The organism is Cryobacterium sp. N19 (genome assembly GCF_002929595.1).
Lineage (GTDB): Bacteria > Actinomycetota > Actinomycetes > Actinomycetales > Microbacteriaceae > Cryobacterium > Cryobacterium flavum.
The window spans coordinates 1-23088 of record NZ_PJJR01000049.1; the positions used below are offsets into that span (position 1 = coordinate 1).

At 63.7% G+C, this 23088-nt stretch carries 23 protein-coding genes, 3 tRNA genes, 2 pseudogenes and 1 riboswitch; of the genes and pseudogenes, 18 read left to right on the forward strand and 10 right to left on the reverse strand.

Translation table 11 applies throughout. The annotated features are described in order from the left end of the window. The 5 genes and pseudogenes from CXY78_RS21000 to CXY78_RS21890 form a co-directional block, all read left to right on the forward strand. A pseudogene (locus CXY78_RS21000) lies at window positions 1–780 on the forward strand (hypothetical protein); the annotation flags it as partial. Continuing rightward, on the forward strand, window positions 773–1399 hold the full coding sequence (locus tag CXY78_RS07875; protein WP_104088906.1) for a hypothetical protein: 627 nt from the start codon (window positions 773–775) through the stop codon (window positions 1397–1399). The pseudogene CXY78_RS21000 and the gene CXY78_RS07875, both read left to right, overlap by 8 nt. A 114-nt stretch (window positions 1400–1513) precedes the next feature. Then, window positions 1514–1598, forward strand: a tRNA-Tyr gene (locus tag CXY78_RS07880). Window positions 1599–1681: 83 nt separating this feature from the next. After that, a complete protein-coding gene (locus CXY78_RS07885; RefSeq protein ID WP_104088907.1) occupies window positions 1682–2518 on the forward strand; it encodes an inositol monophosphatase family protein in 837 nt (278 codons plus the stop codon). Window positions 2519–2700: 182 nt separating this feature from the next. After that, a complete protein-coding gene (locus CXY78_RS21890) occupies window positions 2701–3891 on the forward strand; it encodes a M23 family metallopeptidase (protein WP_158252786.1) in 1191 nt (396 codons plus the stop codon). A 178-nt stretch (window positions 3892–4069) separates the two neighbouring features. Here the strand turns inward: CXY78_RS21890 and CXY78_RS07895 are convergent, their stop codons facing one another. Next, complete coding sequence (locus CXY78_RS07895; protein ID WP_199182601.1) at window positions 4070–4852, reverse strand: GTP pyrophosphokinase family protein; 783 nt, start codon at window positions 4850–4852, stop codon at window positions 4070–4072. Continuing rightward, window positions 4849–6549, reverse strand: a complete 1701-nt coding sequence (locus CXY78_RS07900; RefSeq protein ID WP_092340459.1) for a glycoside hydrolase family 13 protein — start codon at window positions 6547–6549, stop codon at window positions 4849–4851. Before CXY78_RS07900 ends, CXY78_RS07895 begins: the two co-directional genes overlap by 4 nt. 128 nt (window positions 6550–6677) lie before the next feature. On the opposite strand from CXY78_RS07900, the gene CXY78_RS07905 reads away from it, so the two are divergent. Together CXY78_RS07905 and CXY78_RS07910 are read left to right on the forward strand one after the other, a co-directional pair. Next, a tRNA-Thr gene (locus CXY78_RS07905) sits at window positions 6678–6749 on the forward strand. Window positions 6750–6780: 31 nt separating this feature from the next. Continuing rightward, window positions 6781–6854: transfer RNA gene (locus CXY78_RS07910), tRNA-Met, on the forward strand. Between the two features lie 726 nt (window positions 6855–7580). Here the strand turns inward: CXY78_RS07910 and CXY78_RS07915 are convergent. The 6 genes from CXY78_RS07915 to CXY78_RS07945 all read right to left on the reverse strand — a co-directional run bounded on the left by CXY78_RS07915 (window position 7581) and on the right by CXY78_RS07945 (window position 13545). Further along, on the reverse strand, window positions 7581–8036 hold the full coding sequence (locus tag CXY78_RS07915; RefSeq protein WP_104088909.1) for a hypothetical protein: 456 nt from the start codon (window positions 8034–8036) through the stop codon (window positions 7581–7583). Further along, complete coding sequence (locus CXY78_RS07920; RefSeq protein WP_104088910.1) at window positions 8033–8626, reverse strand: RNA polymerase sigma factor; 594 nt, start codon at window positions 8624–8626, stop codon at window positions 8033–8035. Before CXY78_RS07920 ends, CXY78_RS07915 begins: the two co-directional genes overlap by 4 nt. A gap of 1103 nt (window positions 8627–9729) precedes the next feature. Further along, window positions 9730–10455 (reverse strand): DUF3800 domain-containing protein, encoded by a 726-nt coding sequence (locus tag CXY78_RS07930; RefSeq protein WP_199182602.1) that lies wholly within the window; start codon window positions 10453–10455, stop codon window positions 9730–9732. Window positions 10456–11197: 742 nt separating this feature from the next. Continuing rightward, window positions 11198–11443 carry a hypothetical protein gene (locus tag CXY78_RS07935; RefSeq protein ID WP_104088913.1) on the reverse strand — a complete coding sequence of 82 codons (246 nt, stop codon included), beginning with the start codon at window positions 11441–11443 and terminating at the stop codon, window positions 11198–11200. 387 nt (window positions 11444–11830) lie between these two features. Next, the gene (locus CXY78_RS07940) at window positions 11831–12919 is read right to left on the reverse strand and encodes a CU044_5270 family protein (RefSeq protein ID WP_104088915.1); all 1089 of its coding nucleotides are present in this window, start codon (window positions 12917–12919) and stop codon (window positions 11831–11833) included. Then, entirely contained in the window at window positions 12916–13545 is a 630-nt protein-coding gene (locus CXY78_RS07945; RefSeq protein WP_199182603.1) for an RNA polymerase sigma factor, read from the reverse strand. The genes CXY78_RS07940 and CXY78_RS07945 overlap by 4 nt, the downstream gene beginning before the upstream one ends. 844 nt (window positions 13546–14389) lie before the next feature. Here CXY78_RS07945 and CXY78_RS07950 point away from each other — a divergent pair. Continuing rightward, window positions 14390–15340 (forward strand): alpha/beta hydrolase, encoded by a 951-nt coding sequence (locus tag CXY78_RS07950; protein WP_158252787.1) that lies wholly within the window; start codon window positions 14390–14392, stop codon window positions 15338–15340. On the opposite strand, the gene CXY78_RS07955 is transcribed toward CXY78_RS07950, so the two are convergent. Further along, window positions 15294–15932, reverse strand: a complete 639-nt coding sequence (locus tag CXY78_RS07955) for a DUF4395 domain-containing protein (RefSeq protein WP_104088916.1) — start codon at window positions 15930–15932, stop codon at window positions 15294–15296. The genes CXY78_RS07950 and CXY78_RS07955 overlap by 47 nt on opposite strands. 213 nt (window positions 15933–16145) lie before the next feature. Here CXY78_RS07955 and CXY78_RS07960 point away from each other — a divergent pair, with 213 nt between their 5' ends. The 7 genes and pseudogenes from CXY78_RS07960 to thiD all read left to right on the forward strand — a co-directional run bounded on the left by CXY78_RS07960 (window position 16146) and on the right by thiD (window position 20139). Continuing rightward, the gene (locus CXY78_RS07960; protein ID WP_104089178.1) at window positions 16146–16502 is read left to right on the forward strand and encodes a DUF2834 domain-containing protein; all 357 of its coding nucleotides are present in this window, start codon (window positions 16146–16148) and stop codon (window positions 16500–16502) included. A 75-nt stretch (window positions 16503–16577) separates the two neighbouring features. Next, entirely contained in the window at window positions 16578–17051 is a 474-nt protein-coding gene (locus tag CXY78_RS07965) for a hypothetical protein (protein WP_104088918.1), read from the forward strand. After that, complete coding sequence (locus tag CXY78_RS07970; protein ID WP_092340455.1) at window positions 17041–17367, forward strand: transcriptional regulator; 327 nt, start codon at window positions 17041–17043, stop codon at window positions 17365–17367. Before CXY78_RS07965 ends, CXY78_RS07970 begins: the two co-directional genes overlap by 11 nt. 28 nt (window positions 17368–17395) lie before the next feature. Beyond that, complete coding sequence (locus CXY78_RS07975; protein ID WP_092340454.1) at window positions 17396–17884, forward strand: histidine kinase; 489 nt, start codon at window positions 17396–17398, stop codon at window positions 17882–17884. A 78-nt stretch (window positions 17885–17962) separates the two neighbouring features. Further along, window positions 17963–18625: pseudogene (locus CXY78_RS21620) on the forward strand (ATP-binding cassette domain-containing protein); the annotation flags it as partial. An 82-nt stretch (window positions 18626–18707) separates the two neighbouring features. Continuing rightward, window positions 18708–19097, forward strand: a complete 390-nt coding sequence (locus CXY78_RS07985) for an ABC transporter permease (protein ID WP_233206124.1) — start codon at window positions 18708–18710, stop codon at window positions 19095–19097. A 75-nt stretch (window positions 19098–19172) separates the two neighbouring features. After that, window positions 19173–19272: riboswitch (TPP riboswitch) on the forward strand. Further along, window positions 19264–20139 (forward strand): bifunctional hydroxymethylpyrimidine kinase/phosphomethylpyrimidine kinase, encoded by an 876-nt coding sequence (gene thiD / locus CXY78_RS07990; protein ID WP_092340452.1) that lies wholly within the window; start codon window positions 19264–19266, stop codon window positions 20137–20139. Its footprint overlaps the riboswitch before it by 9 nt. Window positions 20140–20162: 23 nt before the next feature. Here the strand turns inward: thiD and thiE are convergent, their stop codons facing one another. Then, window positions 20163–20807: a thiamine phosphate synthase gene (gene thiE, locus CXY78_RS07995; protein WP_233206125.1), complete on the reverse strand. Its 645-nt coding sequence runs from the start codon at window positions 20805–20807 to the stop codon at window positions 20163–20165. A 43-nt stretch (window positions 20808–20850) separates the two neighbouring features. Between thiE and thiO the strand changes: the two genes are divergently transcribed. The 3 genes from thiO to CXY78_RS08010 are packed head-to-tail and all read left to right on the forward strand — an operon-like array spanning window position 20851 to window position 23086. Next, a complete protein-coding gene (thiO, locus tag CXY78_RS08000; protein WP_104088921.1) occupies window positions 20851–22065 on the forward strand; it encodes a glycine oxidase ThiO in 1215 nt (404 codons plus the stop codon). Further along, window positions 22062–22304, forward strand: a complete 243-nt coding sequence (gene thiS / locus CXY78_RS08005) for a sulfur carrier protein ThiS (RefSeq protein WP_104088922.1) — start codon at window positions 22062–22064, stop codon at window positions 22302–22304. Before thiO ends, thiS begins: the two co-directional genes overlap by 4 nt. Next, window positions 22301–23086 carry a thiazole synthase gene (locus tag CXY78_RS08010; RefSeq protein ID WP_092340448.1) on the forward strand — a complete coding sequence of 262 codons (786 nt, stop codon included), beginning with the start codon at window positions 22301–22303 and terminating at the stop codon, window positions 23084–23086. Before thiS ends, CXY78_RS08010 begins: the two co-directional genes overlap by 4 nt. Window positions 23087–23088: the final 2 nt, after the last annotated feature.

Below are 23088 nucleotides of genomic sequence, written 5' to 3' on the forward strand. Positions count from 1 at the left end.
CCCGTGGCCACCGCCACCCCCGTGGCCACCGCCACCCCCGTGGCCACCGCCACCCCCGTGGCCACCCAGCAAGCACGGGTCGCGCCCGGGGTGACCGGTGAGATCGCCGCCCTGACCGATCTCAGCTTTCAACTGCAAGACACCGACTCCCAGACCGCGGTGACCTACACGACGGCCACGACCTTTACCTCGACGCTCGCCGCGACCCTGGCCGACGTCACCGTGGGCCAGTGCGTGAACGTCTCCAGCGCGGCAGCGGCCGACGGAACGGATGCCGCAACCGTCGCGACCACCGTGTCCATCACCGATGTCGTCGGTGGCGCATGCGACTCGGGGTTCGGCGGAATGGGCGGCGGAGCGGCTGGCGGCGGAATGGACGGCGGCACACCGCCGACCGACATGCCCGCCGGCGCCGACGGAACCGCCTCGACCGGAATGCTGACCGATATGCCCACCGACCTGCCAGCGGATGGCGGCGGCTTCGGCTCCCGCACAAACGGCTCGGTCACGGCGACCGAGATCACGGTCGACTCGACCGACGCTGACAGCGTCGTAACGAGCGAATCGATGACGGTTGCCAGCGCGACCAGCTACACGAAGACATCCGCATCTGATTCGTCGGCCGTCGCGGTGGGACTCTGCGCGACCGCTCAGGGCGAAGCTGACGACAGCGGATCGTTCGCTGCCACCGCTGTGGCCCTCTCGGTGGCCAGCGATGAAGGCTGCGTGAGCGCCATGGCTGGCCCCGGTCGCCGCATGGGAGACGCGGCAAATGAGTAAGGCCGGAGGGGAGGAAGTCGCATCCGCTCCGGACGACGCCGTGCTGGCGCCGGCCGCCGGGCCATCGGCCAAGAACCTGCGGGCGACCAGGCAAAAGCGCCGACGCTTGCTGGCCGTGGGAACGGTCGCCGCGCTGCTCGTCGCCTCGGGCGGCGGCGTGGCCTATGCCATGACCCGCTCGCCGGAAGGTGATTTCGGAATTCTCAACGTGTCGACGTCATCCACGCCGTCGTACACGGTACAGATCGCGCTCGAGGGCGCCGACCCGAACCTTCTAAACGGCGCATCGGCCGCAGTCACCGTTGAGGTGGCGAGCCTCAACGAGGTGCTCGCGGTGCCGACCTCGGCCGTGCACGTGGCCGACTCGTCCTACACGGTCGACCTGCTGAAAGACGGCGTATCGACGAGCACGGTGGTGAAGGTCGGTGCCGTCGGCTCCGAGTTGACCGAGATCGCGTCGGGCGTCAACGCCGGAGACGAGGTGATTCTGGCGGATCTAAACGCGGCAATTGCCAGCACCGATACCCAAACCGACAGCGGGCTCAGCGGCCTCGGCGGCGACACGTCGACCGTGACGCGCACCCCGCCGATCGGCCTGGGTGGACCGCCGGCGGGGTAGCGGATGCGCCTCACTGCGGAAGTCGGCACTCGCTGATTTCTCGGTGAGGCGTTTCGTCTTGTAGTGTTAACCCCGCGTCTCCGGTCAAGTGATTACACCTGGTCGGGAGCGCCTGGCGAGTTACCCAAGCGGCCAAAGGGATCTGACTGTAAATCAGACGGCGTAGCCTTCGTGAGTTCGAACCTCGCACTCGCCACCAGCACCAGAGCAGTTCACCACTGCAAACAGGCAGGCCTTCGGGTCTGCCTGTTTTGGTTGAGGCGCGGCCTGTAGCGTGAGGGCATGACGCATCCTGCCCCGACCGAGCTGCTCGACCTCGCGCGCACCATCGCTCTCACCGCCGGCGCGCTGGCCCATCGTCGCCGCGTCGAGGGCGTCGAGATCGCCGTCTCGAAGTCGTCGCCCGAAGACATTGTCACCGCGGCCGACCGTGAGGTCGAGCTGCTCATTCAAGGCCTACTCGCCGACGCCCGCCCAAACGACGGGTTCTACGGTGAGGAATCCGACGCGACCGGCGGTACCAGCGGACTCACCTGGGTCGTCGATCCCATCGACGGCACCGTCAACTACCTTTACGCTGTTCCGTTCTACGCCGTCAGCATCGCCGTCGTGCAGGGCGAGCCCGACCCGGCCAGCTGGAACGCCCTCGCCGGCGCGGTCGTCAACCCCGCGCTCGGCGAAGTGTTCACAGCGTCCGCCGGCTCCGGCGCCTGGCTGGGCGATGCGCGCCTGCACGTCAACCATGACGTACCACTGTCGCTCGCGCTGGCCGGCACCGGATTCGGCTACGACGCCAGCCGGCGGGTCTGGCAGGCGAAGGTCGTGGGCGGTCTGATCGGCCAGGTGCGGGACATCCGTCGTATTGGTTCGGCCGCACTCGACCTGTGTTCCGTCGCCTGCGGGCGGCTCGACCTCTATTTTGAACGCGGACTCAACCCGTGGGATCACGCCGCCGGCGCCCTGATCGCCCGCGAGGCGGGGGCCAAAGTTGGCGCTCTGCAAGCGGATGCCGAGGGTCACGACCTGCTCATCGCAGCCGCCCCTGACCTCTACGATCAGTTCGAACCCGTGCTCGCCGGACTCTTCGAACGCTTCCCGTTTGGCGCAAAAGCCCGGTGACATTACGCCCCCCTACCCCCGTTTGGGTGTGATTGGTCACTTTCCTCTGGTATTCTCAGGGTTGCGCGCTACCCTTAATCAATTCGTTATATTTGCATGGCGTCATGTGGCGTTATCCAGAACGAGCACGAGATCCCGTCCGCTACGCCGAAAGCTGCACTTTGTCACGTCACACTCCATCCATGGACACCTCCGTGTCCGGCGAGAGTGACGGCACCGTTTTTCCCCCGGCAGAACCGGCTGCTCTGACACGTCGCGAACTGCGTGAGCGCGAGCGAGTGGCCTTCTCTCGAGTCGCGGAATCGACTGCTGCACCGGTCGACGAAGGTGTCGAAGACGTCGTTCGTCTCAGCCCCGCCGCCGACCTGATCGTCGCCGCCGACCTCGGTGAACCCGACATTGAACCGGCGGTCGTGACCGAAACGGACCGGATCGTCGCGGCAGTGCCGGTCGCCGACGCCGAGCCCACCGACTACGAGAAGCTGCTGGCTCCCGGCGTCACCCAGTCGATTCCGACGGTGATTCCCGCCGCCGGCGACCTGCCGCGCCGCCGCCAGCGTATCGAGCAGAAGCCCGGCGAGACGTTTGCTCCCGCGCGCGACTTCGTTCCCGCTGGCGCGCTGCCGCGCCGCACCCCCCGCGCGCGGCCGCTGGGCAGCACCATGCGCAAGCGTGCGGCCAAGGGCGCATCCATTCTTGCCATGTCTTTCGTGGCGTTGATGGCCGTGGCCACCTCGATTCCGGCTGAGGCACTGCTCTCGTCGCAGGACGTACAGGCATCCGTTTTGGAAGCCCAGCGCGTTCTGCCGGCTGATGAGGGGCAGAGCATGGACATGGCCGGTGGTGACACCGTCACCGTCGAGCGCGATGGCTACGAGTCGAGCACCATCGCCGAAGTTGCTGCCGCCAGCGGTATCCGCATGGAAGACACCTTCACCAACAACCCGAATGGCACCATCCAGTGGCCCTTCGCCGTGGGCGTGCACATCGGTGACCAGATCGGCTATCGCAACTGCGCCGGCTGCTCAGTGAACCACGGCGGACAGGACTTCAACCCCGGTCTCGGCGCCCCGATCCAGACCATTGCCGACGGTGTGGTGAGCTACGCCGAAGACGGCGAAGCCAGCCTCGGCGTGCACATGATGATCGACCACATGATCAACGGCGAGCTTGTGACGAGCGTGTACGCGCACATGATTCACGGCTCGATGCTCTTCAAGGAGGGCGATGTGGTCAAGGTCGGTCAGGTCATCGGCAAGACCGGCAGCACCGGCATGTCGACCGGCCCGCACCTGCACTTCGAGATTCGCCAGGGCGGAATCACCGGCACCAAGGTCGACCCTCTCGCCTGGCTCTACGCCAACACGAACTAGCCCAACCGCGGCAGCTCCGCCCCGCGGTCCCGAACGCCGGGCCAGCATAACTCTTGCAATTTGTTGTGCCCGAGAGCTGAAGGCCCGAAAAGACGCGGAGTTTCTCTGTTCGCCCGCGAATTGCAGGAGTCGTGCCGACACGGCAGGCCGCACCCGGCCGAACCGTGGCGTAGAGGGACTATTCGGGCTGCGTGCGGCCGCGCATGAATGAATCGAGCAGGCCCTTCGGCAGCGGAAACGGCGGCAGGCCGTCGAAGCTGAACAGGTCTGCGTCGCCGGCATCGACGGACTCGAGCGCCACAACCTGGTCGTGCAGCAGCTCCATCTTCACGTCGAGGCGATTGGCGGCATCCGCTGCCTGCCGGAGATCTTCGACGAGGGTATCGGGCACGGTACCGTTGTACTTGTAGAAGATCTTGTGCTCGAGGCTCGCCCAAAAGTCCATGGCAATCGTGCGAATCTGAATCTCCACGGTGACCGGCTGCACGCGATCTGACATGAACACCGGAATCGCCACGATGAGGTGCAGGCTCTGGTAGCCGTTGGCCTTCGGCTCCTGAATGTAGTCCTTCTCCAGCAGCACCGTCACGTCCCGCTGCCCGGCCAGAAGGTCGCGGATGCGATAGGTGTCAGAGATGAAGCTGCACGTGATGCGAATGCCCGCGATGTCCTGAATGTTGTCGCGAATACCGTCGAGCTCGAGCGGATACCCCTTGCGGATCGCCTTCTTGAGAATGCCCTCCGGCGACTTCAGCCTTGAACTGACATGCTCGATCGGACTGTAGTCGTGGATCGAGCTGAACTCCTCCTTCAGAATGTTGATCTTCGTCAGCATCTCGTCGCTCGCAAACTTATACGACATCATGAACCGGGTCAGCTCGAGCTTCAGCTCTCGCATGGCCGCGATCGACGCCAGCGAGTTGCTGCCGGCATCGCTCGAACGGTCGACGGCGTCGGTCATGCCTCTACTGAGCGCAACCAGGCCGTCGCATCGCCCGGCAGGGTGCGGCCGACCAGCTCTTCACTCGAAAGCAGCACGTCACCGGCGGGAAGCTGAACGGATGCCGCGCCGGTGTTGGCTACGACCGTCACGTCGCCGTTGCGGTACGCCGCGACCTCCGGCCCGAAGCCGTCGATCCACTCCACGGTTCCGGAGGCGAGGGAGTGCTCCCGGCGCAGGGTCAGCGCGTGCTTGTACAGCTCGAGGGTGGATCCGGCGACGCCGTCTTGCTGGTCGCGAGCCAGGCCGGCCCACTCGGCTGGCTGCGGCAGCCAGCTCTTCGCGCCGGTGCTGAAGCCGAACGATTCGCTGGCGGCTTCCCACGGAATCGGCACGCGGCATCCGTCTCGTCCGTAACGCTCGCCGTTGGTGCGAAACCAGGTGGGGTCTTCGCGGGCGTGGTCGGGCAGGTCGACGGCCTCGGGCAGACCGAGTTCCTCGCCCTGATACAGGTAACTCGAGCCCGGCAGCGACAACATTAAAGCGGATGCCGCCCGCGCGCGTCGAAGCCCCAGCGCCGTGTCGGGCAGGCCCACCGTTTTCGGGCCGATGCCATGCCCCTGCAGGTTCTCGCCGGTGAGGGCGAGCCGGGAGGCGTGGCGCACGACGTCGTGGTTGGAGAGCACCCAGGTGCTCGGAGCTCCCACGTTACCGAAGGCTTCGAGTGACTCGTCGATGACGCTCTTGAGCTGCGCGGCGTTCCACGGGGTTTCAAGATAGGCGAAGTTGAAGGCCTGGTGCATCTCGTCTGGCCGAACCCACTTGGCCATCTGGCTGAGCGGGTCTACCCAGGCTTCGGCCGCGAGAACCCGGTCGCCCGGGTAGGCAGCGAGCACTTTGTGCCAGTCACGATAGATCTCGTGCACGCCATCCTGCGCCCAGTACGGCGCGGTCAGCGGCGTCTCGGCGGTGATGCCGGGTTCCAAAGCGGATGCCGGCGCCCCGCCCATGCTGCCGCCCTCGGCGGGAGGCGTGTAATCGGGGAGGCCGGGAGCCTTGATCATGCCGTGCGCAACATCCACTCGAAAGCCGTCGACGCCGCGGTCGAGCCAGAAGCGCAGCACGGCGCGGAACTGTTCGCGCACCCACTCGCTGTCCCAGTCGAAGTCGGGCTGGCTGCTGTCGAACAAGTGCAGGTACCACTGGCCGGGGGTGCCATCTGAATCGGTCGTTCGGGTCCAGGCCAGGCCGCCGAAGACGGACTCCCAGTTGTTCGGGGGTAGCTCCCCGTTCTCGCCCTTTCCGTCACGGAAGGTGTAGCGGGCGCGTTCGTCGCTGCCGGGGCCAGCGGCGAGGGCGGCCTGAAACCAACCGTGAGCGCTGGATGAGTGGTTGGGCACGATGTCGACGATGACGCGGATGCCGAGATCGTGCGCGGTGCGTTGCAGTACCTCGAAGTCGTCGAGGGTGCCGAACAGAGGGTCGACGTCGCAATAGTCAGAGACGTCGTAGCCGGCGTCGCGTTGCGGAGAGGTATAGAAAGGAGAAAGCCAGATGGCATCGATGCCGAGGTCTTTCAGTTGCGGCAGTCGTGCGCTAATGCCGGCGAGGTCACCCATTCCGTCACCGTTCGCGTCGGCGAACGATCGCGGGTAGATCTGATAGATAACGGCTGTGCGCCACCATTCGGTGCCATGGGTCAGTTCGGTGCCAGTCATCCTAAAATGCTACGGCATCGCTGCTGGACGCCTGTAGCGTGGTGGAAGTGGTCTGGACCTCGCCGTCGGGGTGATAAAGTTTCTAGGTTGCCAAAAACGCGGCAGTGCTACTGTCTTTTGGTTGCTCTGCCCCCTTAGCTCATTGGTAGAGCACTTCCTTGGTAAGGAAGAGGTAGTGGGTCCGATTCCCACAGGGGGCTCAGGCTTGGAAGCGAACAGCCGACAAGTCGCGGCGGGGTAGCTCAGTTGGTTAGAGCACACGGCTCATAATCGTGGTGTCGCGGGTTCAATTCCCGCTCCCGCTACAAAAACCCCGGATTTCTGCGGAAGTCCGGGGTATTTTTTCGTCGATTTTGGGCCTTGCCACCATCAACCCCGCAGATTAAATTAGCGGGTACATTCGATTTGATCGTTTCAACGGTCCAATGGCCAGCGTATTTCTGGTCTCGCCAGACGCCCGATTGAGGCGGAAAATTCGTTCTCGACACGGTGGCCGATGTTCATTCGACGACCCCGCATAAACTCCGCAGAATCAACCTGTCGGCAGCAAAGAATTGATGGTTTAGGAAGATCGACGGTCATCCTGCTGGATCTCGCTGGATCGCTACCCACCCGCGGGGCAGACCTTCGCGTGTTCAATCTGGGCTGAGAATCATGGTCTTTACGACGATGGCCGCGTTGACCGAGACGGAATTGGCCTTCAAACGCGAACGCATCGTGGAAAGTGGGGGCAAACGCCGCGCTGCCGGGATGGATCTTGGCGGGCGACGCCGACGTTACACCGAAGACCAAGTCCTGAATTCACGGCGCTTGGTCAACGCCAGCGAATCCGCGACCCAGGTCGCGTCTGAGCGTGTCGCGCCACTCTGTATCGGAGGAGCTCCGGGCTCGGCAAATGAGTAGGCCGGCCACGTTTCGTGCCTGTGCTGGTGGTGCGAGCTATTCGGATTTTGAGGCGAGGCCTAGTCGGCTGCACACGTCTGGGCCGCCGGGGATGACGGCCGCGGCGCCGTTTTTCATGACGCACTCGGTTAAAGGGCTGGGGACGGGGTGGGAGAAGGTGCGATCTTCGTATCCGGGGCCGGGGGTGTTCCGTTGGGGGAGCTGGCATCGAGTGCGTGCTGGGCCCACAAATCGGAACAGAATGCGACGGCGTCCGTGATGGGAGCCGATCCTCCATCTGTGCCATCGGTTGTGCCGATCAAGGACGAGCCGGTCGTGCCGGGGAAGGCTCCGCGCCAGTCCAACTCAGCCCGGGCAAAGCAGGCGACTGAGTAATCATCGGTCACTGATTGGGTGGCGAAAAACGTGCCTGCTGAGACGCCGACCACGAGGAAGGCGGCCGGGACGATGGTCCAGGCGCGTTGAGCCGCACGGAATCGACGATTCTGAGTGGTGCCGATCTCTGCGACGTCGACGAGCATCGCGCGCAGGGAGGCGCTGCGTGCTTCATCGAAAACAGGGAGGTTTTCATCGTTCGTATTCATTGCGTCTCTCCTGAGGGCACGGTCAAGGAATCGATGGCGAGGGTGTGGCCGAGGCGTTGTTTGGCGCGCATCAGACGTGCCCGGACGGCGCCGGGTGCGATGCCGAGAATCTCGCCGACGTCGGGCGCTGAGAGCTCTTCGAGCACACAGAGCGAGAGGATCTCTTGATCGCGGTGATTCAATCCGTGGAAGGCATCCTGGACGGTTCGGCGAACTGGAGCCGCGGCGAGTTCGTCAAGAACGTGGGTGCTGTGGTCGGGGGCTGGGTCCGGTCGGGGAATCTTGTTGAGCATCCGCTGGTAGCGCACGGCGGAGCGAAGTCGGTTCCGAGCGACGTTGGTAGCTGTGGCCAGCAGCCAGGCGATGATGGAGCCATTGACGAGACGAACACGTGCCTGTCGTCGCCAGGCTTCGAGGAAGACCATCGCGGTGACGTCTTCGGCTTCAAAGTGGGACCGGACCAGTCTGAGGCTGTAGCGGAAGACGCGGTCGCGGTGCCGGTCGAAGAGCGCCCCGAATGATTGACCGTTGCCCGAACGCACCTGCAACCAGAGGTCTGCGTCGCTGATGTGTGCGTCAAAAGCGGTCATACCTAATAATGTCCGGCCGGCGTCAGAGTGTTATACGCTGCGGTCTGTCTGCCGAGGTTGCAGGAGAGCCCGGGCGTGGGATTACCCTCACTGAAACATTGCGATTGACTCCACATCTCAAGTCGCCCGCCGCTGATCGGCCGGACACGGATAACCCAATGCTCCTATCCCCATGCGCGAACTCACCAATCCACGGTCGATGGCTGCGCGCATGTCCGTGCCAGGTCGCAGACTCACCTCACGGTGCTGGGTACTCCGCGCGCGGCGATAGGTCGATTCCCGATAAGGGTTCCCCTTGTGAAGGGCCCGACCAGGACGAGGCTTGGCACGTCGCATGACCGTCAGACGACACACTGGGTGGTGTGTCAGGGATAACCCACCGCCATGAATTCCTTGCTCGATTCGCTGCTGCCAAAGGTTGGAGCGCCCGCAGCGCGAGCACTCCATGCCGCCGGCGGCAGGCATTGTCGGTGCAGGAGCCTAGCGCCGAGGCTGCCAGCAGATCCGTTCCTCGTATTGCATGCGTGCGGCGATGACGCTATCATAGGAGATGAGTTCAATACCCATCGGGATTGAATCTATCGAGGCTTTGGACGCTGAGCCCGCGTATGCGAATCAGCGTCCTTTTCTTTGCCCGCGGAGGAGTCGAAGACATTCAGCTTCGTCCCATTTCGGCCCGTTCCTGATCTTCTCAATGCTGTTGTCTGCGACGTAGCAAGTGACAAAGCTGCCCCGAATGGCTCCTGCCGCCGTCAAACCGAGGCGAATAACCACGACGAAATCGTCAAGGGCTACGCAAACGCAACGGGCATGGTCGTGCCGCCCGCCAGTCTTATCCCATCCGGCGAAACGATCGCTTTCGCCATCCGACAGTGCCTCGGCGATAAAGGGCATGCGACAGGCCCTAGACATTGAGAAATTATCTTTCGTGCCATCCCGCCGCGAGCTCTCATAGAATGCATGATCAAAAGTTCGCCTGTCAAAGAACACGCTCGTCGGACCCGCAGCGGTCGTGAAAGTTGTCGGCCTGCGGCAGAACTCCGCGTAGTAGTGATCCCTGTATTCCTGAGCACCAGAAAAGATTAGTGCTCTTGGGATCACCTTCACTGCGAATCCCCTTGGAGAGAAATCTTGAATATATTAAATTTCCGCTCCGTTTGCCAAGTCGGAGCGATGGGCCGACCGAGACCGGACTCCAAATGCGCAATTAGGGACCGTTTCGCTTCTGATCCACGATTGCTTTCGTTAAACACGGCCTGTGCCATTCCGAGTAGGAGATCACACGTTTGAATCATCACTGACTCCGTGGATTGTACGGCCTGAACGTGTTCAACTCTGCTTGCAGGGTGGCCATTTTGTAAAACACGACCGAGTGTCTGCAATCGTGTCCTGTCTCGATTCACTTTATCGTCGCAGAAAATCCTGTAACTCAGACCGTCATCGATCCAATGGGTGAGCATCTGATAGTAAAACTTGTAGAACCCCAGTTCGCTATCTGAATTGTGAAACCGGCGCATATCAAGTCTGACTGTGTCGATGACGATGCATCGAAATCTCATGCCGGGCGAGGTGAGGAAGAGATCAACTAAGGCCCGGTAGAAATCAATCTTGGCGGGAGAGACCTTGGTCCATTTAATTTCACCCCACACTCCGTATTCCTCTCGGAGGGCGCCGATCGCTGTCTTGAAGGCATCACGCTGGGCTCCCAAAATCCACAAAGAGCCTATCAACGTGTTTGCTGCCGGGGGGAATTCGCTCACAAAAAGCTCTGGTCTGCTCTCATCGCAGTAGATCTCTATAGGCATGGATTCCAATTCACTGGTGCTCACGAAAGACAGAGTGGCGAACTACTACGAGCCGACGGTGTCAATACAACCTATCGTGCACGGCGACGGCGGCTCGCGACTCTGTCCGTTGGAGAGAAATGCACCAGCTTCCGGGAAGCACTCTTCCCTCAAAGACTGCGCGTCAGATAGTGGAAAAGCACCCAGCCAACTTTGCAAATCGATTTTCTCTGCGCGGTTTTGCCGATCGCAAATTAACGTTCGGTCGCGTGCAGTTTGCCAAAAAGTTGTCGCAGATTGCGAACGCGGCGTATTAATTAGACGCGTGGCCGAGGTATGTCGCGGGCGGTGGGCTGAGTAGTGGCTCGGGTGATGCTTGAATGAGTGAGATCACTGCGGAACGATCGCCCACCCAGTTCGCAATTGCCGGGCTGAGGTCGGCGAATAGAGCATCCACGTTCGTCAGCTGCCGCATGAGACCGGTGGTCCTGCTGAATACGGGTTCCCAGTGAGCGAGACGGTTTCTGAAGCTATTGAGCTTTTCCATCCGATCGTGGATGGATCCACGGGTCGCGCCCGGAAAGAGCGGGCTGAGGATGGGAGTCCAGATCGTCGCTTCTCTCTCGGATTGAGTGAGCGCAGTCCAGAAGCCGAAAGTGAGATTCGCGACTGTGTGACCGTGTGTGGAACGGGTCGCCTTAGCGCGAGCTGCATTGAGAGTCTTTTTCGTGTAGCTGTTGCTCTCTGCTTGTTTGATTCTGGTCTTTCGGATCCCTGTTTCTCGTGACTAGATGGGGTCACTTGCAGAAGACCAGTCCGGGCTGGCGACGTTCAGGTTCCGGTCGTAGGAGTTGCGAATGAGCACTTCGAGGTGCCCGAGGTCTTGGAGACACGCCGCTGTTACCTTGGCGTTCCAGTCGTAAAGGCGGAGTGCTCGCTGCAGATCGCGACCCGTTTTGGAAAGGTAGATTTCCAGACGGCCGGAAGACAGCCACAGTTCGGCCTCGTGGGCAGTCAGCTCGACACTCGGCATCCTTAGAGAGTATCGAATTGCGCGGCCAAGAGTGGCAATTGCAATGCGGACGTGAGACCATGAGGGTACTACCGGTGGATCTCAGTCCTCTGGCCCTAACGGGTTAGGCACCATTCGGCTTAAGAATCACACTACGGCCCGTCACCGACGGGCCGTAGTGCGTTAACGATCACGCAGGCGGGGCCGGTGTCGGCAAGGCCACCTGATCGTCGTGGCTCACCGCGCGTATCTTGGCTGTGGGAGCCTTCTGACGACACAACGCTTCAATCTTTCTGCAGAGATGAAAATCGCCCCCTTGAGGCGACGTTCAGAGGGAGGCGATGTCTTCTTTTAAGGTACAGCGTGCGCCCAGCCTTACCAGTAGCTGGGTGGGGACTTGCAGAAGCGCTACGGCGTTGAATCGACGACCGTGGTCATGACCGAGGTCCAGCCGATGACAGAGTTTGCCGGCACGTTAGCGTCGGCCGTGACCTGCACCTGGCGCTCGCCAATCAGAAGTCCCGTAGCTGGGTCGATGATGAGGTCCTGTCTGAAGTCACGCGTCGGGTCCTGCCGGCCGATGGCTACGCCAACCTGCCCGTTGAGCGTGGCGACGCGTTCGACGACTGTGACATAGGGAATCTTCGCGATGGCCCGGTAGAGCGCCGCGCGCAATTCGGCCGGGGCCAGCCCGGAGCGAAGTACATCGGAGATCCTGGATAATGCGTCCTCCTCGGGTGAGTTCGACCCACCAGATGAGGTCGCATAGAAATAGGACAGCAGAGCGGCGGGGTCGCGGGGCATGGCCGCAAGGTCCTCAGTGGTCCAGGGTGAACCATCGAAATTGCCGCTTGCGGCTCGGGCAATCTCCGTACGCTCGTCGGGGCTGAGCTGCGCCCAGCTGTTGAGGGCGTACTCCCTGGCCTTCTCACTGAAGAAGGTGTCGGGCTTGAGGGCGGTGCGCTCCCACACCCACTGGCCCGATCTATCCGCCGGTATATACAGGATGCTCGCGGAGGGGCTCAGAAAGACTGAACGGCTCGCTAGATTCTTGGGATCGTCGTTGGGCCCGACGGCGTAGGTAACGAAGACGGCCTTCGTGCTGATCTGGAGGAATTGACCGGGTGCGACTACGGGGTCCGAGGTCTGAATCGTCGCGACCGCCGTTTGCTCAAGCAAGTTGGAGGCTTCGGCGGATGCGCCCTCGTTTGGTCCCCATCCGAAGGCATTTCCCAGAATCGCCATGGCGACAAGGGCTGCCGCAGCCAGGGATAGGGCGGAGACGCGGCGGCTTCGGGCGGATCGTTTATGCCCCTCCAACGCATTGTGCCGCAGTGCTCGAGGCGCACGGACGAGTTGCTCCGGTGCTTGTGCCCCGAGAAATTGGCGCGGGGCGGCTGCGTGTGCGAGAGTCGGCACCGATTCACCCATTCTGCTCACGACGTCGTCCCGCATCCGCTTGATTTGGGTTTCCGATGGACCGATTGTCGTGTTCATGACAGCGCTTCTTTCTGTGCGGAGAGTTTGTTTCGGAGAGTGATGCGGACTCGAGCGAGCCTGTTTCGAACGGCGCCATGAGACGTGCCCAGCGCGCGTGCCGCCTGCTCATAGCTCAGACCTTCGTCAATGCAGAGGTAGTAGAGGGTTTGGTCCGTCTCGGTGAGTTGGCCGACGGCGTGGTCGATCGCGTCCAACAGCATCCGGTTCTGGACTTCGTCGTGGACCGAACGGTGCTGGGGGTCAGGGAAATTCGAGAGATCACTATCGGTGCGGTGATGATCGTCGCGAGCGCGGCTGCGGATGCGATTGTTTCCGAGGTTGCGGGCGGTCACGAGAAGCCACGGCAAGACGGACTGGTCCACGGGCCTGATGGCATGCCGTTTGCTCCAGGCAATGACGAAAGTGTCCTGAGTTATGTCTTCCGCGTCCGTGATCGACCTGACCATTTTGAGCGCGAACCAGTACACCGCCCGGACGTGGGCGGTGTACAGCGCGACAAACGCCTCGCGATCGCCGCCCTGAGCCTGGGAGAGATTCGCCAGATCCGTAACGACGCTGCTACTGACGTTGGCTGGGGACGGCATCGAAATGAGCAGGTCCGCTGGTTCAGATTTCGAGGTCATATTGAGGAGTGTCCTGAGCGGTGAAATCGTCTCGCCCTTCGCCCTGGGCGTTCGAGGATGTCGTCGACGATGGCGAGCTGCCGACGCCTGCGGCTTGGGGATCGTTGTCTGCAACGACAACGCCCCATTGTCCCGGATTCGGCCAGAGCATAGTCGCATGTTATCTGTCAGTGTTATCTGTCAGGACGGAGAAGCGCTTGCCCACATTCTGCACACACTTCAAAAAATTCGAGGTGATTATTGAAGCGTCACGGTGACCGAAAACCGTTGAATTTACGGGCATCTTGACCTGCCGCCCGGCTATGACTGTGCGGTACTTTGGGTTCAAATCCCACCGGTACGTTCCTTTGGTGCGTGGGACCATCGATGGGTCTGTTTATTGGACTTATGGCTCATAATCATGTGCCTTGCGCTTGACTTTCGTCGCCGCGAATTCGAGTGATCGAAGGCGGCGACGGAACTTCGACTGTGGGTCATCAGCAGTGACAGCGATGGATGGCAGAGCGTTCATTTCCGAAACCCCGCAGAAACCCCGCATTTACCCCGCAGATTGAAATTCGACCGGGGTTGCGAGTGTGATCACTTATCCACTGTTTTACTGGGAACAATGACTGTACGAGACCTCCGTGACCCCGCTGAGGCTGGTTCACGATAATCGTGGTGTCGCGGGTTCAATTCCCGCTCCCGCTACACGGTATTCACTAAATTCGCCCGGGACTTCTGCGGAAGTCCGGGGCGAATTTCGTTATTTTCCACCGATTGCCCCCGCCGACCCGGGGGAATGACCTGAACGCTGGATTCGGCCAAGCGGATGCCGCCAGCGACGCACTCGAGCGGATGCCGCATGCTGGCCGCGCTAGGGTTCACGAATGGGGAATCGTCTGTCGTCGCTGGGTGCGGCATCCGTTCGGGCGTCGAGAGCGTGACGTCACTCGACCTGGCTGTCGATTCTGTGGACAAAATAATCGAGGGCCCCCACGGCTCGATACCGGTGCGCTGGTACTCGCCGCCCGTCGGCACTGCATCAGTCGAATCTGCAACGATCGTGTGGATTCACGGTGGAGGATTTTTCAAGGGCAGCCTCGACCAGCCGGAGTCGGATGACGTTGCGCGAACACTGGCCGCAGCGGGATTCACCGTCGTCACCGTTGCCTACCGGCTCGCGAGGATCTCGACGTGGCGTCGGTCTGCGAGCGGGCTTGTGTGGGCCCCGGGCCTCCACTATCCCGTGCCGGTCGACGATGTCGTGGCCGCGGTGCGGGAGGTGCAGCGCGATTCACCCAACGGAGTCATTCTGGGCGGTGCCAGCGCCGGTGCCTGTCTGTCGGCTGCTGCAGTGCTCCGGCTGGCGGACGGCGGTGCTGATGCTCTCGTCGGCGCGTTCTTCGCGTACGGCTTCTTTCACGCGGCGCTGCCGAAAAGATCGCGCCAATTGCGCGGCCGCCTCCGCGGTCGGCGTCGCTTCGGGCACGCGCCGATGCTGCTGAACCTGATGAATCTCCACTACGCCGGCACGAGAACCGCGCTGGCACAACCACACGCATTTGCCGGCGGCCATCCGCTCCAGGGTTTTCCGCCGACGCTCATGGTCGACGCCGATCGCGACTCCATGCGTTCCTCCGGTGATCAGTTCGCCCAGGAGCTGTCAGCGGCCGGGGTGGCGCTGGATTACAACGTGCTGCCCGGCACCTTTCACGCGTTTCTCAACCGTCCGTATGAGTTGAGTTTTAGCGACGGTATGCGCCTGATCATCGACTGGGCTGTGCAGGCGGGGTTGAGTCGTCGGGCAGGTTGAGTTGGGCGGTGAGCGCCTGGCGGAGCTTGTCCGCCCGCGTGGGTGGAACGTAGTTGCAGGCGTCTCCCGGGCAGAGTTCTGGCTTCTTCGTCGCGAAGATTCGGTAGAGGGAGCAGCCGACACAGATTCCGAAGGCTGTCTCGAGAAATAGGATGCTGAGGCAAATGCCGCAGAGCATGAGCGTAACGGTGCCGCTGACGCCGAAAAAGCCCATCACCATGCAGGAGGTGAAGGCCATGCCTAGCCCGAGCTGCCAGGCGAGTTTCTTCTGGTCGGCACCGACCCATTCCGGGCGCTGTCGGCGCACCACCAGCCCGCCCAGGAGCAGACTCGGTGTGTAACGTGCGCTGACGAATAGCCGCAGCATCATGTCCACCAGGAAGAGAAACGCGAACGCCCGCAGCGGTGCAAAGTTGCCGGTCAGGGCGTCCCGAAACGTCCTCCTAAGGAAGCTGCGCGGGCGGCTCGACGGCCGCACCCCGGGGCGTTTGGTCCTGTGATGATCGAAGCTCGACGACTGCACAAACTCGCGGACCGAATTCTGCGCGAGTGAATCGTTCGTCGATCGGGCAATGATTGTCAGCGCACGCAAGAGCGATGCCGCTCACAGGACTGACTCTTCGCGCGCTCAGCGCTGCGGCGCCCCTGGCGCGAAATCGCCGGTTCGCCGGCTCCAGGCTCGGGAATTGTTCGTGCCCCCGGAGTTAATGGACGCGTACATCGACACGAGCGTGCGAGTCTCTAGAGCGACACTGCTGGCTGCTGTCGGAGACAATATGCGATGACCGGCGAGCATAATGTCGGCATGACCAAACACTGGACCCCGCTCGCTTTCGTCTACCTGGCGCTGAGCCTCGCCGGGCTCGCCGGAACCTGGAGCTACAACGTGATCGCGATAATTCAGCTGCGCGACTTCGTCGGCGACTGGGTGAACAGTGGGCCGGCGGTGTCGTCACTCACGGTCGACCTGCTCATCGCCGCGGTGGCTGGCAGCATCCTGATCATCGTTGAGGCGCGACGCCTCGGCATGAAGCGGGGCTGGCTCTACGTCGTTCTCTCGGGTCTAACGGCCTTCGCCTTCACCTTTCCGCTGTTCCTCGCGATGCGCGAGCGCACCCTGGCGGCGGCGCGTACGCCAGCGGCGCGACCGCCCTTGACCTGACCGCTCAAGCCCTGGCCGGTACAGCGCGCAGCCCGATTCTTGCTTAACGACACGGCAAGTGATTGACTTACCGACATGGAATCTGAAAGTGCAACCACGGCGGTGGCGGCGTCGGCGCGCGCCGCGCTCGCCGGCATCGCGACGGACCGGCGGCGGCTCGGACGATGGCTCAAATCGCAGACCTGGTGGACCGCTCCGGCGCAGGCCCTTGCCATCGCAGCCCTGATCGCGTCGCCGGCTGCGGGTGTCGCCTTCGGAATGATGATGGTGTCGGCCGGTGCTTGCCTCACACTTTTCGGCATTGATCATCTCGTGCGTAAGCAGATGCGCCTGGTGAAGATTCCCGGCCCGGCCGGCCCACTGAGCCTGATGATTCTCATTGTGCTGAGCGTCGTCATGCTCGGAGCATTCGTGCTCTCGATCGTGTTCGAGGTCACTGACCAGCGCGCCTGGATTGTCCTGACCACTGCGGTCGTCTTCGTCGTAGCCCTCGTCAGCTCAGCACTCTATGACCTCGCGAACGCCCGGGAACTGCTCCGTGGCTGCTGACCCCCGATTCGACGACGCAATCCACGCGCCAACCCGTCTGCGGTTGTGCGCGCTTCTTCGGGCGACCGGCGCCGCGGAATTCACCACCATCGCCGCCACATTGGAACTGACCGAGGCGACGCTCTCGAAGACCATCCGCAACCTGATCGAGCTCGACTACGTAGTGACCGTGAAACAAGCCTCGCCAGCACGAGCGGATGCCCGCCGCACCACCAGCGTGGCCCTCACCCGGCGCGGCAGCGCGGCCATCGACGGCCATCTGGCGGCGCTCCGCGAGCTGTCGGCCGAAGCCCCGACTAGCATGACATTATTATGACTAACCGCCGTGGTATCACCATGGTGATATGGAACTCGGACAGTACGTCAACGACCTGCAGCACCAGCTAGCGGATGCCGCCGACAACGGCAGCGCAGACACGCGCGCTGCGACCGAGCGACTTGCTGCCGGGCTCGATGCGGCAACGCGGCTCGTGCTGCTCGACGTGCTGTCGGCGGCGGCCGCCGAGATCACCCGTGACCTCGCCCCCGGACCGGTCGACCTGCGGCTGCGCGGGCGCGAGATCGAATTCGTGGTGACCCAGTCGAGTATCGAGGTAGACGGCGACGAGCGACCCGCGGCATCCGTCGATCTTGACGACACGAGCACCTCGCGCACGACGCTGCGCCTGCCCGACGCCCTCAAAGCGCGGGTGGACGACGCGGCCGCCGCCGACGGACTGTCGGTCAACACTTGGCTGGTGCGTGCGGTCGCCGCCGCCGTGCAACCCCGGCAACGCCGCTCCGCGCAGCGCACGCTGCGCGCCGGCGACAATTTCGCGAGCTGGGCGCGCTAAGGCGCCCACCCGCAGCAACAGCCGGCCCCGCGAACCCGCAGGGCCACACCGACACGCCTCCAGAAAGGCAGCTTCAGCATGCCCACCTACGACACACCGACCCCGATCGACCTGGCCATCAACCTGCCCGTCGGCGCTATCGAGATCTTCGCGAGCGACCACGGTCAGATCCGGGTCGGAACGGTCTCCGGCCACGCCGTACTCAAGGCGTCCCACGGCAGCGTGCAGATCGACGAGGTCGGCGGTGACCTCGACGCGAAACTGTCCTACGGCGATCTGGAAATCACGCGAGCGCAGGCATCCGTTTCGGCCAAAACCGCGTACGGAAGCATCCAGCTCCGCGAGGTTTCACGCGGTTCCGTGCAGGTCGAGAGCGGATTCGGCCAGGTCACCATCGGCGTCAAGCCGGGCGTGCCGGCCTGGCTCGACCTGTCGTCCAAAGACGGTCACGTGCGCAATGAGCTCGACGACGTCGACCTCGCAGTGAGCGCGGGCACCGTGACCGCCCTGCTCGGCCCGAACGGCGCCGGCAAGACGACGGCCGTGCACATCCTCAGCACGCTGCTGCGGCCAGACGGTGGCATGGCGTTCGTGAACGGATGCGACGTTGTGCGCGACCAGGACGGCGTGCGCGCCGTGATTGGCCGCACCGGCCAGTTTTCGGCGGTCGACAAGCTCCTGAACGGCGAGGAAAACCTCTTGTTGATGGCGCGCCTTCGCCACCTCGGAGCGAAGCAGTCGAAGACCCGAGTGGCCGAACTGCTCGAGCAATTCGACCTCGTCGACGCCGCCCGCAAGCCGCACCCTCGTTCTGGTCGTCGGCGTGGCCATCGGCTTTCGCCCCACCGCGACACCGCTCGAGTGGATGGCCGTCGCCGGCGTGATCGCGCTCGTCGCCTACGCGATCAGCTGGCTGGGCGTGGCCATGGGCATCCAGGCGAAGAGCGTCGAGACGGCGAGCAATATGCCCCTCGTTCTCACCGTGCTGCCGCTCTTCGGCAGCGGCTTCGTGCCGACCGACTCGATGCCGGTGTGGCTGCAGTGGTTCGCGCAGTACCAGCCCTTCACTCCGTTCATCGAGACAATTCGCGGGCTGCTGCTCGGCACCCCACTCGGCTGGAACCCCGTGTTCGCCATCGGGTGGTGCGTCGTGATCGTGGCCGCCAGTTACGGCTGGTCACGGGCGCTCTACGAGCGCAAATCGGTGCACTAGATCCGTGTTATCAGGGCAGGCGGTTGCGGCCGCCCGCCCCCTTGTGTACTGACGGCCGGCGCGCGTATAGGCTGGAGTCTTGACACGGGGTGCCGCACATACTGTGCGTGCTGAGATCAATACCCGTTGAACCTGTCTAGTTAGTACTAGCGAAGGAATGTCACGGATGATCGATCGTACCCGGCTTGCCCTGCGGCAGATTCCCCGAGTCCTCAGTATCGCGGGTACCGATCCGACCGGCGGTGCCGGCATCCAGGCCGACCTCAAGAGCATCGCGGCCAACGGCGGCTACGGAATGGCTGTGGTGAGTGCGCTGGTGGCGCAGAATACGCGCGGCGTGCGTTCGGTTCACATCCCGCCGATCGATTTTCTGCGCGAGCAATTGAACGCCGTGAGTGACGATGTAACCATCGACGCCGTGAAGATCGGCATGCTTGCGCAGCTCGATGTGATCACCGAGGTGCGCGACTGGCTCTTCCGGTGCCGTCCGCCGCTGGTCGTACTCGACCCGGTGATGGTGGCAACGAGCGGCGACCGCCTGCTCGACCCGGCAGCCGAGCAGGCGCTGCGCGACCTGATTTGCCACGTTGACCTGGTCACGCCCAACGTTCCCGAGCTGGCCGTTCTGCTCGCTGAGCCGCCGGCCGCCAACTGGGCGGAGGCCCTCGCGCAGGGCAAACGATTGTCGGACAGCACGGGTGCTACCGTACTGGTCAAGGGCGGCCATCTCAACGAAACGAGCTGCCCAGATGCCCTAGTCAACACCCACGGGCTGCTTGCCCAGTGCGTGGTCGAGGTCGCCCTGCCGCGCATCCGCACCACAAACACCCACGGCACCGGATGCTCACTCTCCTCGGCGATGGCCACGGTGCAGGCCAGAACCGGTAACTGGGCGAAGTCCCTGGCCGAAGTGAAAGACTGGCTCCACGACGCCCTGGCCCACGCCGACGAGCTCGAGGTCGGGCAGGGAAACGGGCCGATCCACCACTTTCATCGACTTTTCGACCGTGCGAATTCTGCCCTGATTGCGGGCATGAGATGAACGGGGCGACGACGTGGGCGCGACTAGCCGAGCGGCGGGAGGCTGGCGAGAAGCCGCTCGGCGGCATCCGTCGGGTCATCGGCGTCGGTGATCGCGCGCACCACGACCACCCGGGTGGCGCCGGCTTCGACCACCTGGTCGATGGTACCGAGGTCGATCCCGCCGATCGCAAACCACGGGCGAAGGCTGCCAGCGGATGCGCTCTGCTCGGCCGCATAGCGCAGCAGACCGGTTCCGACCGCTGCCCGACCGGGTTTGGTGGGCGTGGCCCAGACCGGGCCGACGCAAAAATAATCCAGACTGTCAGCGACGAGAGCGGCATCCACTTGTCCGGTGGTATGGGTCGACAAGCCGATGCGGGCCGCGTCGCCGAGCAGCGTACGGGCGGCGGGCAGCGGCAGGTCCGTCTGGCCGACATGAAAAACCGGCGCTCCAGCGAGAACGGCGATATCCGCGCGGTCGTTGACCGCCCAGAGCCGGGCGTGTCGGTCGGCGACCGAACGCAGAATCTCAAGATAGTCGAGCTCCTCGGCGGCATCGATGGTCTTGTCCCGCAGTTGGATGATGTCGACCCCGCCGGCGAACGCGGCCGTCACGAAGTCGGCGAAATCGCCGCGCTCCGTACGGGCATCGGTGCAGAGATACAGCCGGGCGGTGATCGGGTCCATGCGACCAACCCTAAAGGGCTTCAGCCCGGCCTCGGTGCAGACCATGAGTGAGCGGCGCGCACAGCGTACGGTCGACGTAGCCGTCATCGGCGGCGGCGTGATCGGGCTCGGCATCGCCTGGGCTGTAGCGCAGTCCGGCCGCACGGTGGCCGTCATTGACCCGGATCCGGCCGGTGGTGCCACTTTTGCTGCGGCCGGAATGCTCGCCGCGGTCAGCGAACTGCACTACCAGGAGGAGGCGTTGCTCGAGCTCATGCTTGCCTCCTCGAACCTGTATCCCGGCTTCATCGACTCGCTCGCGCCCGACAGCTACCTGACCGGTTACCAGCGTACGAGAACCCTGAATGTGGGCGCAGACGCGGCCGACCGGCAGGCGCTCGCCGACCTGCGCGGCGTGCAGGTAGTCAACGGACTGGGCGTCGAGGCCATCACCGTTCGCGCAGCGCGGGTGCTCGAACCGTTGCTCAGCCCCCAGATTTCTGGCGCCTTTGTGGTGGAGCAAGACCATCAGGTCGACCCGCGCCGGCTCACCGAGTGCATCCAATTGGAGCTCGCGCGCCACGGCCAGGACGCCGTCATACGCGTGCAGGCCAGCGGGTTGCTGCACGAGAATTCAGCGGATGCCTCCTCCCGCGTCACCGGCGTCACCCTTTTCGACGGCTCAACGGTCACAGCCACTGAGGTGGTCGTGGCCAACGGGCTCGGAGCCGCAGCACTGGGCGGGCTGCCCGAACACCTCAACCTGCCGCTTCGCCCGGTCTACGGGGACATCCTTCGGCTGCGGGTGCCCGAGCACCTGCAACCCCTGCTCACCTGCACCGTTCGCGGACTGGTGCACGGTGTGCCGGTGTATCTGGTTCCGCGCACCGACGGAACGCTCGTGATCGGAGCCACCCAGCGCGAAGACGGCTCGGGCGTGGTGTCAGCCGGCGGCGTCTATCAGCTGCTGCGAGACGCCCAGGTGCTGCTGCCCGCGGTCAGTGAACTCGAACTGATCGAAACGACCGCCCGCGCCAGGCCCGGAACCCCCGACAACGCGCCGCTCCTCGGTCGCGTCGGGGGCGCTGACGGTGACATTTCCGGCCTCATTGTCGCCACCGGATTCTTCCGCCACGGCGTACTGCTCACCCCGGTCGCCGCCGAGCGCTGTCTCCAGCTCATCGAGGGAATTGCCGACGATCGGTGGCGGGCCTTTCGACCGGACCGATTTTCGAGCCGCGCTCCCGCATCCGTTTCACTGAAAGGAGGCCACTCGTGACCGTAACCATCGCCGTGAACGGCCAGCGACGATCTGTTCAACCGGGCAGCACCGTGACCGACCTCGTGGCCGAGATCACCGGCCGGGCCATCGCGACCGACGGCCATGCAGTCGACGGAAGCCGCGTCGGGGTGGCCGTGGCCCGCAACGCCGCGGTCGTTTCGCGCAGCCTCTGGTGGTCGACCGCGGTGACAGCGGGCGATGAGATCGAAATCGTGACCGCGGTGCAGGGAGGATGACCGTGCCGACGACCCCGGACAGCCTCGTCATTGACGGCGTTGAGCTGACCTCACGCCTGATCATGGGCACCGGGGGAGCCCCGAGCGTCGATGGTCTCGGGGCTGCACTGCGTTCCTCCGGAACCGAACTGACCACCGTCGCGATGCGGCGCCACAGTGTGGCCGCCACCGGTTCGCTGTTCGAGCTGCTGATGGAGAATTCCATCCGCGTGCTGCCCAACACGGCCGGCTGTTTCACCGCTCGCGAGGCCGTGCTCACCGCCGAGCTGGCGCGGGAGGCGCTTGCGACCGACTGGATCAAGCTCGAGGTCATCGCCGACGAGCAGACCCTGCTGCCCGATGCGGTCGAGCTGGTCGAGGCCACCGAACAGCTCGTCGCGCGGGGCTTCACGGTGTTCGCCTACACGAATGACGACCCCGTGCTCGCGCTGCGGCTCGAACACCTGGGCGCTGCGGCCGTGATGCCGCTCGGGGCGCCGATCGGCACAGGCCTCGGCATTCTCAACCCGCACAATATCGAGCTGATCGTGGCCCGCGCCGGCGTTCCCGTGGTGCTGGACGCCGGAATCGGCACCGCCTCTGACGCGGCCCTCGCGATGGAGCTGGGCTGCGATGCCGTGCTGCTGGCCACCGCGGTGACGCGCGCGCAGAACCCAGTTCTCATGGCTGACGCCTTCCGGCACGCTGTGATCGCTGGCCGTCGTGCCTCCTTGGCCGGCCGCATCCCGCGGCGTGAGCTGGCCCTGGCGTCGTCACCGATGGCCGGGCGGCCCGACCTGTGAAG